Annotated in this window: 13 protein-coding genes; 3 read left to right on the forward strand and 10 right to left on the reverse strand. The window is 74.5% G+C overall.

Going from position 1 to position 13,448, the window contains the following annotated elements; translation table 11 throughout:
* Nucleotides 1-56: 56 nt before the first annotated feature.
* Nucleotides 57-1,799, reverse strand: a complete 1,743-nt coding sequence (locus OG218_RS08820; RefSeq protein ID WP_328292840.1) for an ATP-binding SpoIIE family protein phosphatase — start codon at nt 1,797-1,799, stop codon at nt 57-59.
* 332 nt (nt 1,800-2,131) lie between these two features.
* Between OG218_RS08820 and OG218_RS08825 the strand changes: the two genes are divergently transcribed.
* Nucleotides 2,132-2,416, forward strand: coding sequence for a KTSC domain-containing protein (locus OG218_RS08825; protein ID WP_328292841.1), 285 nt, complete (start codon nt 2,132-2,134; stop codon nt 2,414-2,416).
* A gap of 30 nt (nt 2,417-2,446) precedes the next feature.
* Here OG218_RS08825 and OG218_RS08830 read toward each other — a convergent pair whose 3' ends face one another.
* Nucleotides 2,447-3,463, reverse strand: a complete 1,017-nt coding sequence (locus OG218_RS08830) for a sensor histidine kinase (protein WP_328292842.1) — start codon at nt 3,461-3,463, stop codon at nt 2,447-2,449.
* A 1-nt stretch (nt 3,464) separates the two neighbouring features.
* Nucleotides 3,465-4,172: a response regulator transcription factor gene (locus OG218_RS08835; protein ID WP_328292843.1), complete on the reverse strand. Its 708-nt coding sequence runs from the start codon at nt 4,170-4,172 to the stop codon at nt 3,465-3,467.
* Between the two features lie 125 nt (nt 4,173-4,297).
* On the opposite strand from OG218_RS08835, the gene OG218_RS08840 reads away from it, so the two are divergent.
* Complete coding sequence (locus tag OG218_RS08840) at nt 4,298-5,137, forward strand: DUF4232 domain-containing protein (RefSeq protein ID WP_328292844.1); 840 nt, start codon at nt 4,298-4,300, stop codon at nt 5,135-5,137.
* Nucleotides 5,138-5,162: 25 nt separating this feature from the next.
* Here OG218_RS08840 and OG218_RS08845 read toward each other — a convergent pair whose 3' ends face one another.
* The 6 genes from OG218_RS08845 to OG218_RS08870 all read right to left on the reverse strand — a co-directional run bounded on the left by OG218_RS08845 (nt 5,163) and on the right by OG218_RS08870 (nt 11,120).
* A complete protein-coding gene (locus tag OG218_RS08845) occupies nt 5,163-5,807 on the reverse strand; it encodes a hypothetical protein (protein ID WP_328292845.1) in 645 nt (214 codons plus the stop codon).
* Entirely contained in the window at nt 5,804-7,654 is a 1,851-nt protein-coding gene (locus OG218_RS08850) for a VWA domain-containing protein (RefSeq protein ID WP_328292846.1), read from the reverse strand. The genes OG218_RS08845 and OG218_RS08850 overlap by 4 nt, the downstream gene beginning before the upstream one ends.
* Complete coding sequence (locus tag OG218_RS08855) at nt 7,651-8,100, reverse strand: hypothetical protein (RefSeq protein ID WP_328292847.1); 450 nt, start codon at nt 8,098-8,100, stop codon at nt 7,651-7,653. Before OG218_RS08855 ends, OG218_RS08850 begins: the two co-directional genes overlap by 4 nt.
* Nucleotide 8,101: 1 nt before the next feature.
* Nucleotides 8,102-9,004, reverse strand: coding sequence for a DUF58 domain-containing protein (locus OG218_RS08860; protein WP_328292848.1), 903 nt, complete (start codon nt 9,002-9,004; stop codon nt 8,102-8,104).
* On the reverse strand, nt 9,001-9,972 hold the full coding sequence (locus OG218_RS08865) for an AAA family ATPase (protein WP_328292849.1): 972 nt from the start codon (nt 9,970-9,972) through the stop codon (nt 9,001-9,003). The genes OG218_RS08860 and OG218_RS08865 overlap by 4 nt, the downstream gene beginning before the upstream one ends.
* A gap of 170 nt (nt 9,973-10,142) precedes the next feature.
* The gene (locus OG218_RS08870) at nt 10,143-11,120 is read right to left on the reverse strand and encodes a pyridoxal-phosphate dependent enzyme (RefSeq protein ID WP_328292850.1); all 978 of its coding nucleotides are present in this window, start codon (nt 11,118-11,120) and stop codon (nt 10,143-10,145) included.
* 190 nt (nt 11,121-11,310) lie between these two features.
* On the opposite strand from OG218_RS08870, the gene OG218_RS08875 reads away from it, so the two are divergent.
* Nucleotides 11,311-12,084 carry a peptidase gene (locus OG218_RS08875; protein ID WP_328292851.1) on the forward strand — a complete coding sequence of 258 codons (774 nt, stop codon included), beginning with the start codon at nt 11,311-11,313 and terminating at the stop codon, nt 12,082-12,084.
* Nucleotides 12,085-12,177: 93 nt separating this feature from the next.
* Here the strand turns inward: OG218_RS08875 and OG218_RS08880 are convergent, their stop codons facing one another.
* Complete coding sequence (locus OG218_RS08880) at nt 12,178-13,392, reverse strand: MFS transporter (protein ID WP_328292852.1); 1,215 nt, start codon at nt 13,390-13,392, stop codon at nt 12,178-12,180.
* Nucleotides 13,393-13,448: the final 56 nt, after the last annotated feature.

Below are 13,448 nucleotides of genomic sequence, written 5' to 3' on the forward strand. Positions count from 1 at the left end.
TGGGACGGTGTCGGGCAGGAAGGTGTCGACGTTCCCGGCTCCTCAGCGGGGGACCGTCACCGCGTCCCCCGGTCCAGCGCGAACCAGACGACCTTCCCGGCGGGCCCGTGGCCCTCGACCGGACGGCAACCCCACTCGTCCGAGGCGTTCTGCACCAGGTGCAGACCGCGGCCGGAGAGGGCGGCCGCGTCGTCGGGCAGCAGCACCGGCATCCGTTCGTTGCCGTCCTCGACCTCGACCAGCAACCGGTGGGCCGTCGTCGAGGCGGTCAGCCGCAGGTCGCTGCGGCCGTGGATGACGGCGTTGGCCACCAGTTCGCTGACCAGGAGTTCCGCCGTGTCCACGTCGTCCTCGCCCCACCCTCCCGTCGTGGCCAGCGACCGGACGAGGGCACGTGCCACCGGTGCCGACGCGGCCTCGGGCCGGAGCAGCACGACCCGGCTCGTCCTGCCCCCGTCCACGCCGGAACCCCCGGCGCGGGAGGTGTCGCCGTGCCCGGAACTCCCCGGGACGACCGCCGTCGGGAGGGCGCGGACCACCAGCAGCGTCCGGTCGTCCACGGGGTCGAACGAGCCGTCCCGCGGTTCCGGCCCCCCGGGCGGACGCGGGGAGGTCGTCGAGTCCTCGAGGTGGTCGCGCGTCCGTTCCGCCACGGTGCCGGGCCCTGCGCCGACGTCCGCGGCGGTGCCCAGAGCAGCCGCGAGGTGGTCGACCCCCACGGCCAGGGTGTGGTCGCGCGTCTCCAGGGCTCCGTCGGTGACCGCGACGAGGGTCGTCCCCGGTGACAGCAGCCGACGGTGCCCCCGGCGCGGCGACGGCCAGTCGACACCGAGCAGAGGATCGTCGTGGCCCCCGAGGACCTCGACCACGCCCTCAGGGCGGCGCAGCAGCAGGGGCGGGTGACCTGCGCTCGCCCAGCGCACGTCGAAACCCGCGTCCGCCCGGCGGGTCAGGGTGAGCAGGACGGCCGTGGCGGTGGTGCCCGGTTCGAGGGCGGCCGTCGACCGGTCGAGGCGGTCCAGCAGGGGCGCCGGGCCGTCGTCGCTGTCCCAGGCGATCCCCCGCAGCATGGCGCGCAGCTGGATCATGGTCGACGCCGCCACCTGGTCGTGACCGGCGACGTCGCCCACCACGACGACCACGTCGCCGTTGCGCCGGGCGAAGACGTCGTACCAGTCCCCCCCGATGGCGGCACCGTCGGCGGAGGGCCGGTAGCTGACGGCCAGTTCCAGCCCGTCGAGGGTGGGGAGCTGGGTGACGACCCCTCGCTGCAGGGCCGTGGCGAGCCGTTCCGTCGCCCGGTTCGAGCGCCGCTGCACCTCGCCGGCGAGGACCCGTTCGACGCTGGGGGCGCAGTGGGCGGCGAAGGTGCGCAGTGCCGCCTCCTCGTCCTCCGTGAACGGGGCGGGCGAGGTCCAGGAGACGGCCAAGGCGCCGACCACCTCCGCACCGACCCGCAGCGGCAGGAGCGCCCACCGCGGCCGTCCGCTGAGGTCGACCACCTCGGCCATCCGCGGGTGGACCTCGACGGCGCTCGCCCGGTCGGGCAGGAAGAAGTCCACGTCCTCCCGGGCCGCGCGACACGCGGGCAGCGGGCTGTCGTACGGCTCGTAGTCGAACCGGGCGCGCAGCACGGGTCCGAAGGACGTGCTGGCCCCCAACTGCCAGCCACCGTCCTGGGCACGGGTGATGATCCCGAGACCGGCCGCCGACAACGCCGGGACGCCGAGGTCGACGAGGGAGGTCACGACCTGCTCGACGGTGGACGCGACGCTGAGGACCAGACCGAGTCTCGCCACCGCGGACCAGAACCCTGGTCCCGGCTGCTCGGACTGCCCGTCAGACATCATCCACTCCCAGGCCCGGGCGCGGGCCGAGGTATCCGCGCGGCCACCACTCCAGCACACCGACCACTCGGCAGCAACGGCTGCGGCGGCGTGGACGGACCGGTCCGCCGGGGAGGCCCGCGGCATCGGTTCCCCGGCAGGGGCGTTCGACCCGGGCGCGAGAGCTCTCGCGGCATCCCCATCCCCCGAAGGAGAAGCGCGAGCTCTCCCGCCCGGGTCGAGCCAAACGGTACCGAGTGCATAAGTTTTGTCAACCAGGTCATCCACGCGGACGATGACCGTTAGTGTCCCTCCGTTCGGCCGGAACTCCCGAGGAGACGACGATGCTCACCCACGACGCCCTCCACGGCGACGCACCGCAGGTGCACGACGTGGTCTGCGACACCGTCCACACCGTCGGCTACGACCCCGCGACCCAGACGCTGCGCGTCGCCTTCCACACCGGCGAACTCCACGACTACCACGACGTCCCGACGGCGTTGTTCCGCGCGATGCTCGACCCGAACCCCTGGAGCCGGGTCGGCGTCCTCGTCACCGCCCACGACAGCACCCCCGTCGCCCAGCCCTGACGTCCGGTCCTGACGTCCGAGGGTTCCGCGTCAGCCCTCCACGGAGTTCCGCGTGGGTGCGACCACCTGGTTCTCGGCGACGGGGAACAGGATCCGCACGACGGTCCCCTCCCCCTCCCGGCTCTGCGCCGACACGGTGCCCCCGTGACGTTCCACGACCGCCCGGACCAACGGCAACCCCAACCCGCTGCCCGCCACCACCCGGGCGGAGGGACTGCGGAACAACTCGTCCCACACGTGGGGCAGGTCCGCCGCGGGAATCCCCTGCCCGGTGTCCGCCACCTCCACCAGAACCCCCTCCGGGGTCTCGCGACCCCGGACCTCCACGCGCCCACCGACGGGCGTGTACTTGACGGCGTTGTCGACGAGGTTCACCAACGCCAACGAGATCAGGTCCTCGTCACCGGGGACCAGGGGCAGCGGCCACGGGGCCCGCGGCAGGTCCAGGCTGATGCGGTGCCCCTCGGCGCGGGGTTGTTCCCCGACCACCTCGACCGCCTCCTCCAGCAGCGCCGTCAGGTCGACGGGACGACGGGCCAGCGGGCTGGTCTCCACGTCCGCGATCTTGCGCAGGTCGGCCGTCAGGCGACTCAGGCGCAGGACCTGCTCGTCGATGCTCCCCAGCCCCCGGTCCCGTTGCGGCGCAGAGGAATCGTCCGCACTCACGTTCGCCAGCGCCAACCGGATGGCCGTCAGCGGGTTCTTGAGCTCATGGTCGAGACGCCCCAGCAGCAGTTGTCGGTCCCGGGTGGCCTGGGCCGCGACGCGGGCCCCCTCGCGTTCCGCGGCGCGGAGGACGGCGACCCGTTGCCGGTGCGCCCCCCGGAGGAGGAGGAGCAGCAGGGCGGACAGGACCACACCCAGGAAGAGCGACCAGTCACCGGGTCGCGCACCGGCCCGGACCACGACGCGGTCGTCCCCGCCCGAGAACCACCCGACGGCCCAGGCGAGCCGGGCCAGACCACCCAGCGCCAACGGGACGAGGGCCGGCAGGAACCGCAGGACCCGTTCCCTCCGGGACGTGCGGACGGGTGGTGCAGAGATCACGTCAGGCCTTCTCGACGTGTCCGGAGAACCGGTAGCCGGTGCCCAGGACGGTGCTGATGAGTTTCGGGGCGGAGGAATCGTCCTCGAGTTCGCGCCGGAGTTCGGCGATGCGGGTGTCCACGGACCGGGTGGACGTCTGGAAGCTCCACCCCCACACGGCCTCCAGCAGCCGCTCGCGGGTCATCACCTCGTCGGGGTGGGTCATGAGGTAGGCGAGCAGGGCCGTCGCGCGGGGGGTGAGCACGACCTCCCGGCCGTCCTTCCACACGCGCTGGGACACCCGGTCGAGGAGGACGCTGCCGCTGCGCAGACGCTGGAACTGCCCGAGACCGCCACCTCCCCCTCCCTCCCGGCGGCGCAGCACCGCACGGATGCGGGCCATGAGTTCCTGAGGGTCGAACGGCTTGTTGAGGTAGTCGTCGGCGCCCTCCTCCAGGGCCATCGCCCGCTCGCTGGACTCCCCGACCTGGGTGAGCAGGATGACCGGCGTCGCGAACCGCTCCTCGCGCAACCGGCGCAGGACGGCCCGCCCGTCCAGGCGGGGCATCATCACGTCGAGGACCACGAGGTCGGGGGCACCGGCGCGCAGGCGGTTCAACGCCTCCTCCCCGTCGTGGGCGACGACCACCTCGAAACCCGCCCGCCGCAGCAGCGGCGCGAGGTTGTCCGTGATGGCCGTCTCGTCGTCCGCGAGCAGGATGGTCGGCACCCCCCGATGATGCCGTGTCGCGAGGGCCCCGACGGCGACCGGGACGACGTGTGTCCAGGTCGTGGCGGGTGTGTCCGTCCTGACACACGCTCCCGTGCCGTCCCCGCGGTTCCTAGGATGGCGACGTGCGGCGCTCCTCCTCCTTCCCGGTCCTCCTCGGCCTCACCGTGGTGACGGCGCTCGCGGGGTGCTCGGCCGGGGTGGACCTCACGGTGGAGCCGGCCGGTTCCCGGCACGCCCCGGAGGTGGGGGTGGCCATCGAGCAACCCCGGGGCGGTGGAGGTCCCGTCGTGGCGGGACCGGCACCGACGAGCGGCTCGACGGCGACCGCGGCGCCCACGACGACCCCGCCGGTCACGCCGGCCCCCACCGCGGCGTCCCCGACGAACCCCGGTCCGACGACACCCGTCCCGACGCGACCCGTTCCGTCGCAGACCGTTCCGACGCAACCCTCTGCGTCGCAACCCGTTCCGACGCGTCCCGGCCCCACCGGGTCCACCCCGCCCTCGGTCCCGAGTCCTTCGCCCACGGCGTCTGCACCCGTGACCTCGTGCACGACCGCCCAGCTCGTCGGGGAGGTGTCCGACGTCACCGCCGGCCCCGGGACCTCCACGGCGACCGTTGTCCTCACGAACACGAGCGGGCTGACCTGCCGCGTCCGGGGTTTCGGCGGGATCTCCCTGAGCCGCAGCGACGGTGTCCCCGTCCTGTCCCGCCAGGTCCGTTCCGGTACGGCCACCTCGACGGTCACCCTGACGCCCGGACGTTCCGCCCGGTCGACGATCAGCTGGTCCACCACGGCGAACACCGCCGTGGGAGAACCCGCGGTCGGCGACTGCGAGGCCGTCCCGACCTCGTTGCGCGTCATCCCCCCGGACCAGATCGCCGAGATCGCCGTCCCGTGGTCGGCCGGACCGGTCTGCGACCAGGGGACGCTCACCCAGTCCCCCTACACGGGCGCCTGAGGTCCTCCTCCGCAGCGGTGGGGCCTCACCAGGGGGTGCTCGAGGACTCCTGGTCCTCGGCGTTGAACTGGTCCCGGGCCGCCTGGGCCGCCCGTTCTGCGGCGGACTGCTGCGCGGTGCGGGCGATGGCGTCGAGGGCGTCCTGGTCCGGCGGGACAGCCTGCTGCGGTTGGTCGCTCGGCACCGGGGTGCCCCCGGAGGGGGCGACGACCAGCGCGTCGACCTGCGCCTGCTGCGCCGCCGCGGAGATGTCCTCCAGGGTCTGCGCGTCGGTGCCGGCACAGGTCTCACCTCCTCCGCTCTCGGCCGTCTGCACCGCCTGGGCCAGCGAGCGGAAACCCTGGTGGCGGTCCGTCCCGACGGTCCCCTGCCCGTGCAGGAACTGCGTCAGAGCGAGGTTGACCCGGACCAGGCAGCGGGCACCGTCGTCCGGCGCGCGGTCCAGCGCCGTGCCGAACTGCTCCTCCGCGGCCCCGAGGTCCCCGTCGGCGAAGTGGCGGTCACCGCGGGCCAGGCTCGACTTCCAGGGTTCGACGACGTCGAGCACGGCGAGGAGTTCGGGGCGGTGGTGCAGGGCCGCGTTCAGGCTCAGCGCCTTCCCCGCGCCGAGCAGGAACACCACCGCGAGCGGTGCGGCGAGCAGGACCCGTCGCCGGGGACCGGACCTCACGAGCGCCTCCTGGTCCACCAGTGCAGCCCGTCCGCGGCCAGGACGACCAGCAGCACCCCCGCCACGATCCAGCTCAACGGCGTCGCGCTGCCCAGCGCCGCCCGCACCGGTCGCAACCGGCCGGGGACGGCGTCGGCGACGACGGCGTCGAACCCGGTGCTCCCGGTCCGCTGCACGAACGGGACGCCCAGCTCGTCGGCGATGCCCTGCAGCGTCTTCCGGTCCTCCCGCGAGATCGCGTTCCCCAGGTGCCCGGGTCGGGTGTCCCGCACGTACGTCGACTCTCCCCCCACCAGCGGGGCGTCCCGCATGGGGCCACCCGACGCGGTCCCGTAGCCCAGGACCGCCCCGCCGCCGGCCCCGTCGGCGCTGAACCTGCCCGCGGACGCCGGCCGGGTCGCCTCACCGTCCCCGAAGTAGAAGACCAGCTGCGCCCGGCCCGGCGCCTGGCGGGCCCCGGCGCTCAGCAGGCGGTACAGCAACGCCGAGGCCTGTCGGGGGTCGCCGCCCTGCGCGGACCCCGCGCTGGAGGGGACCAGCGACGCGACCGACGTGAGGGCGGCCGCGGTGTCGGTCGTCAGCGGCATCGTCTGCAGCGCGGTGCTGCTCGACACGATGGTGGAGAACCTCGCCCCCGCGTAGCGACGCGTCAGTTCCCCCACGTCGGCCTGCACCTCGCTCAACCGGGTACGACCGCCCGCGCCGTCCTCCGCCGCCATGCTGAGCGTCCCGTCCACGACGAGGTACACGTCGACGTCACGGCTGCGCAGCGCCGAGGTCCCGCCCGGCACGGTCGGCGCCCAGACCAGCACGCCCGACAGCCCGACCAGTACGACCGTGACGACGACTCCCCGGCGAGCTGGTCGGCCGCCTGCGAGCGCCCGCGCGACCAGCAGCACGAGCACGGCCGCGCCGACGACGACGCCCACGCTCCGCGACGCGTCGACCGGCACGAGGCGCGGGGTCCCGGTGGCGCGGGCCGCCTCCCGGGCCCGGAGGCCGGTGACGACGCCCGGGACGGCGCCGGGCGAGGTCACCTCCGCGTACGTCCCGCCCGAGAGGGTGACCGCGGTCTGGAACTGCTGCGCGGCCGCGCGGGCCGTGTCCGTCGTCGGCGCGGCGGGGTTGAGGCCGTAGAGGCGGACACCACGAGCCAGCGCGAGGTGGCCGACGTCGTCCAGCGTCACGCGCTGAGGGCCGCCGGCGATGTCGTCGGTGGCCAGCACGACCGAGCGCGACCGCGGTGAGTCGAGCCGGTCGAAGGCGCCGACGCAGGTCGCGGCGCCGTCGCCGATGACGGAGGTCCCCTCCCCGCCCGTGGTCCCCGCCCACGCGGGTGAGCCGACGTTGGCCGTGTCGTAGGCGGCGCGGACCTTCGCCAGTTGCGTGGAGACGTAGTCGGCGTCGTCGGTGAGGGGGAACACCTGGACCGGGCGGCTGTCGAAGAGGACGAGGCCGATGCGGTCGCCGGGACTGTCCCGGGCGATGCGGGCGAAGGCGTCGAGCACGGCGGCGTCGGTGGGGGCCATCGAGGAGGAGACGTCCAGGCAGAGGACGACGTCGCGGCTGCGGCTGTCCTGGTCCACCGCCACCACGGTGACCGGGCGGGCGGTGAGCACGGCGCAGCCGACGACGGCGACGACGGCCGCGACCGTCGCCACCGCCAGCGCGGTGCGGTGCCGTCGGCGGGCGCGGCGGTAGGCCGGCAGCGCCGTCAGGCGGTCGGCGTGGGCGAGCACGGGCACGGATCGGCGCGACCGCCGGTCCCGGCGCACGACGACGGCGCAGAGGACTGCGACCGGCAGGAGCGCGACCGCGAGGACCCACGGGTGCAGCAGTTCGGTCACGGCCCGCCCTCCTCGGCCGCGGCCCGGGCGGCCCGCAGCAGGAGCTCAGGGTCGTCCGGGGGCCGGGGCGCGAACTGGAACGGCAGGCAGGCGGTCAGCGCCGGGGAGTCGGCGGGGACCTCGAGCGAGCGGAGGACCGCCGCGGTGCGGTGGCCCACGTCTCGGGCCGAGAGCGTGCCGGTCCGGAACCCCTCCTCGATCCGGGCCAGGGCCTCCCGGGCCGTGCGGTGCCGGTCCTCCACGGACCCGGCGGGGGCGTCGCGGGTGGCGGTGTCCTCGGGTGGGGCCGGTCGGGGGCGGCGCCGGCGCACGGCCCAGGCGAGGACCACGACGGCGAGGAGCAGCAACCCCACCCCGACCACGGCCCAGCCGCCCCAGAACGGGACCGGGGCGTGCAGTTCCCCGGCACCCGGCACCACTCCGGAACCCGCGTCGAGGGTCAGCACGTCAGCCCCGGGCCCGGGCGTGCTCGCGCACCAGGGCGTGCAGACCCGCCATGACGCCGTGGGGACCGTCGACGCGTCCCACGCTCACCCCGTTGCGGCGCAACAGGCTCACGGCACGGCGGCGGCGCTCGCGGTCGGCGGCCAGGTGGGCGGCGCGCACCCGGGCCACCCGCCGGACCCGGCCCGGGAGGAGGCGCGGACCGCCGAGGGCTCCCAGGGTTCCCTCCACCCCGGTGGGGTCGACGTCGGAGATCGTCACCCAGAGGACGTCGTGGCGGATCGCGAGTCGCCGGACGGCCTGCTGGAGCCCGGCGTCGACGTCGACGTCGTCCGCGACCACGACCACGACGGCACGTCGCCGCTGGTAGCGGGCCGCCCGCTCCAGCAGGGTCCCCACGTCGACGGGTGGGTCGCCGATCGCCGCGGTCAGCGACGAGACCACCCGGGCGCGGTGGGCGGCCCCCCTCCGCGCGGGAAGGACGGTGAGCGCGTCGGGACGTCCGGCGACCAGCGCGACGCGGTCGCCCCGGGCCTCGGCGACCCCCGCGAGGACCTCGACGACGAGGCGGACGGCGACGAGCTTGGGTTCCCCGCCGACACCGGCCGCGGCGAGTTCCGCACCGGTGGGGACGAGGAAGAGGACGGTCTGGTCGCGCCGGGCGACGTAGCGCTTGACCAGGGGCACGGGGTTGCGCGCCGTGGCCGACCAGTCGATGTCGCGGACGTCGTCGCCCTCGACGTAGGGCCGCAGGTCGTCGAAGTCGTGGCTGCGACCGGGGAAGACCGCCGCCCAGTCGCCGTCGAGCTGGCCGTGGCTGCGCCGGTGCGCCGGGATGGCCAGCAGGGCGGCGAGACGGGGGGAGACCTGCCCGGGCCCCCGTCCGGCGGGAGGACGGGCGGTCACGGCGCGGGGACCTGCTCGAGGAGGCGGTCGACGACGTCGTCGGCGCGGACGTCCTCGGCGAGGGCCTCGAAGGTCAGGCCCATCCGGTGGCGCAGCGCCCGGTGGGCGAGGGCCCGGACGTCGGCCGGCAGCACGTGGTCGCGGCCCTGCATCAGGGCGCGGACCTGCGCCGCGCTGGTGAGGGCGATGCTGGCCCGGGGGCTGGCCCCGAACTCCGTGGCGGGGTCCGCCCGGGAGGCGCGCACGAGCGCCACGACGTAGCCGACCAGCGAGACGTCGACGTGCACGCGGCGGGCGAGGTCCTGCAGGAGGCGGACGTCGTCGAGGGAGACCGAGGACGGCTGGAGGTCGGGCGCCGACCCGGTCCGGTGGGCCCGGACGATCTCCTCCTCCTCCGCCGCGCTGGGGTAGTCGAGGACGTCGTGCAGCAGGAACCGGTCGAGCTGGGCCTCCGGGAGCGGGTAGGTCCCCTCGCTCTCCACAGGGTTCTGGGTCGCGACGACGAAGAACGGCTGCGGCAGCGGGTGGGTGACGCCGGCGATGGTGACCTGGTGCTCCTGCATCGCCTCCAGCATCGCGCTCTGGGTCTTGGCGCTGGAGCGGTTGATCTCGTCCAGGAGCACCACGTTGGCGTGGACCGGACCCAGGCGGGTGGTGAACTCCGCGCGGACGGCGTCGTAGACCTGCGTCCCGACGATGTCGCTGGGCAGCAGGTCGGGGGTGCACTGAACCCGTCGGAAACTACCGCCGAGGGCGTTCGCGATCGTCGACGCGGCCGTCGTCTTGGCCAGACCGGGCATGCTCTCCAGGAGGACGTGCCCACCGGCGACCAGGGTGGCGACGAGCGTCTCGAACAGGCGGTGCTGCCCCACGATCCGGGCGGAGAACGCACGTCGCAGTTCGGTGAGGACCGCCGCCGCCCGGTCGAGCTCGGCGTCGTTCGGTGCATCGTTCGGTACGGCGGTCACTGCGCTCCTCGCTGGTGCTCAACGCTGTCGCGGCCGTCGACCAGCGTGGGTCGTCCGGCCCGGGCGGTTGACGGGTGACCCGTTCGAGACGACGTCAGGACGGGCTCGCGGGTTGCCCCGGACCGGCACGAGTTTCGCAGGCGTCACGCGCGCGGTCCGGTGGACCCGGTTCAGCGCACCAGTTCCGGGGCCTGCGGATGACCGAACAGTCCCGGGAGGCCCCCGCTGTGCAGGAGCACGGTGCGCTCGCCCGCCCCGACGTCTCCGGCCCGCACGGCGGCGACGAGACCCGCGGCGGCGCGTCCGGTGTAGACGGGGTCGAGCACGATGCCCTCGGTCCGCGCGACGAGCGCGACGGCCTCCGCGACAGCCGGTGTGAGCACGCCGTAGCCCTCGCCGACCTGGTCGTGGCGCACCCGGGGCCGACCCGGGTCCGCGGTCCCCGCCTCCCGCGCCAACCCGCGGGCCAGGTCGGAGACCCGGGCCTGCGCGTCCTGGACCGCTCCCGTGTCGACCCCGAGCACGCGGTCGACACCGAGGGCGTGCACCAGCCCGGCCATGGTGCCTCCGGAACCGATCGCGGTGACGACGGTGGTCAGGTCGGGCGCCTGGGTCAGCAGTTCCGCCCCGGCGGCGACGTAGCCGCGGGCCCCGACCACGCTCGATCCTCCGAAGGGGATGACCTCGGCCGGGGTGCCGTTCTCGCGCAACGATTCTGCCTCCCGCTCCACGCGGGCGGCCAGCGTCGTCGGGTCGACCTCGCCCGCCCAGACGATGCGCGCGCCCAGCAGGGCGTCGAGCAGGAGGTTCCCGCGCGCCTCCGCCGGTTCGTCGCCCTCGAGGACGAGCACCGCCTGCAGACCCAGGCGCGATGCTGCGGCCGCGGTCAGCCGGGCGTGGTTGCTCTGCGGAGCTCCGCTGGTGACGACCGCCCCGGCCCCGGCCGCCAGGGCGGCGCCCAGGGTGTGTTCCAGCTTGCGGACCTTGTTGCCGCCGCCCCCGAGCCCGATGAGGTCGTCGCGCTTCACCCAGAGGTCCTCCGGTCCGAGACCCAGGGCCTGCGCGAGGCGCGGCGCGGGTTCCAACGGGGTCGGCCAGGACCCCAGGACGACCGGCTGGTGGACCGGGGCGGGAAGGTGCTCGGGCACCGCGTCTCCTCCGTGACGACCTGCGCGGTCGTCGACCTCGTGGGCCGTGTGTCGAACTCGACACACGCAGTGCCGGAACGGTGTCGGCGCCGACACCACGGTGCCACACCGGATCTCTAGCGTTCTGGGTGTGGCCGCAACGGCGACCACGACACCGGTCCTCGGACCGAACCGTCCTAGGAGAAACACCATGCGTACGAAGATCACCGTCGCCGCCGCCGCACTCGTCGCCGCCGCCGGGATCGCCGGCGCCGGCGCTGCGTCCGCGTCCTCCACCCCGGCCGTTCCCACGGCCACGCCCATCCACTTCGCCCACGGCGCGACCTCGGCCCACGTCAGCGGTCACGTCGCCGCGAACGGCGACCGCCGCTACACCTTCCAGGCCCGCGCCGGGCAGACGGCGACGTTCCACCTCTCCCGCAGCACCTCGGCCATGACCTGGACCCTGGTGGGGCCGACCGGGCCCTCGGTGCACAACGCGCACAGCCCGCGCCAGAGCGACTTCACCTACCGCCTGCCCGAGAGCGGCACGTACTACGTCGACATCGTCTCCACCCGCTCCGCCAGCTACGACCTGTCGGTCGCGATCCCGGCAGCGGCGTCGGGTGGTGCGGCGTCGGGTACGGCCGCGACGAGCGCCACCCAGACCGCCGCGGGCGAGAAGATCCGCTTCGCCCCCGGTGCGACGTCGACGACCATCACCGGTGGGGTCGGCACGACCGGTGCCGCGCACTTCCACTTCGACGCCACCGCCGGTCAGCGCTCGGTCGTGACGTTCCAGGACATCTCCGGGAAGGGGACCTGGTCCCTGGTCGCTCCTGACGGGTCGCCGCTGCACACCAGCATGAGCGAGGAGCAGGGCCACGCGACGATCACCCTGCCGCAGACGGGTTCCTACCGCCTCGACCTGCAGATCCCGTCGGGTGCCACCTACACCCTGTCGCTCTCCATCCCCCGGGGCTGACCTCCCGCTCCGGCCGACCGGAGCACCGTCGGGTCCGCGCGCCGGAGGGGACGCGCGGAACCGGCGGCGCTCAGGGGGTCGGCTGTCGTCGCGTCAACCCCGCGCCGGGAAGGCGTGCCGGCGCGCGAGCGCCACGACGAGCAGCGCCGCGCCCGCGAGGACGACCATGAGCAGGGGCAGGGTGGAACCGGCCGAGCCACCGCCGATGAGCACCGCGCCGAAGACCCCGGCGCCGGCGATGGCGAGGTTGAAGGCCACCCCGATGAAGGAGTTCGCGACGTCGGCGTTCTCCCCCGCCGCGTGGGCCATCGCCGTCTGCAGCTGAGCGGCCGCGCCGCCGAAGGCGAGACCCCAGGCGACGACGGCGGCGAGCACCGCGGCCCGGGAACCCCCGGCCACGAGGAAGACACCTCCGGCGAGGAGGAACGTCACGAGGCTGCCCAGGACCAGCGACCGCAGCGACCGGTCGATGAGTGCGCCCGTCACGAGGAGACCGACGAGGGCGCAGACCCCGAAGAGGACCAGCACCCGGTCCACCGGCAACGGCACGGAGACCGCCCGCAGGTAGGCGGACACGTAGGTGTACATCGTGTTGTGCGCGAGCATCCACAGGGGGATGACGACCAGGATCGGCGCGACCCCCGGGATGCGCAGAACCCGGCGCAACGGCAGCTGCGCCTCGGGTCGCCCACCGGGCGCGTCGGGCAGGACGAACCGACCCACCACCACGATCACCAGGGCCAGCGCGGACGCGAGCAGGAACGACCACCGCCAGCCGAACGAAGCGCCCAGCCAGGAACCGAACGGGGTACCGACGGCCAGACCGACCGGAGTTCCCAGGGAGGCGATCGACAGGGCCCGGCCCGCCGAGGCGGGCGAGGAGATCCGCCGGGCGTAGCCGGCCAGCATCCCCCACAGCAGACCCGAACACGCCCCGCACACGAAACGCATCACCAGGGTCAGGACGAGGTCGCTGGACACCGCGACGACGGAGTTGGCCAGCAGGAACACCCCGACCGTGACCAGCAGCACCTTCCGGCGTCCGACGCCCCGGGTCAGCGCAGCGGCCGGGACGGCGCAGACGACGGTTCCCAGGGCGTAGCTGCTGACGTACTGCCCCGCCAGTCCCTCGCTGACCCCCATCCCCGCGGCGATCTCCGGGAGCAGCCCGGCGGGCATCGTCTCGGTGGCGATGAGCAGGAAACCCGTCACCGCCATCACCAGGAGCGCCGTCAGGGGGAAACCCTCCGCAGGGGTCGTCGCCGCCGGGGAACTCCGTCGGGCTCCGCGGGTTCGCAGTCGAGGCACGGACCCACCGTAGCCGCGGACGTCCGGCGTCCACCGCGCTCCGGGGTTCCCTGTCA

This window comes from Kineococcus sp. NBC_00420 (assembly GCF_036021035.1).
In the GTDB taxonomy this organism is placed as follows: domain Bacteria; phylum Actinomycetota; class Actinomycetes; order Actinomycetales; family Kineococcaceae; genus Kineococcus.

Coding starts and splice junctions, on each gene's coding strand:
- OG218_RS08875 (WP_328292851.1), top strand. CDS start 11,311: ATGCGTACGAAGATCACCGTCGCCGCCGCCGCACTCGTCGCCGCCGCC.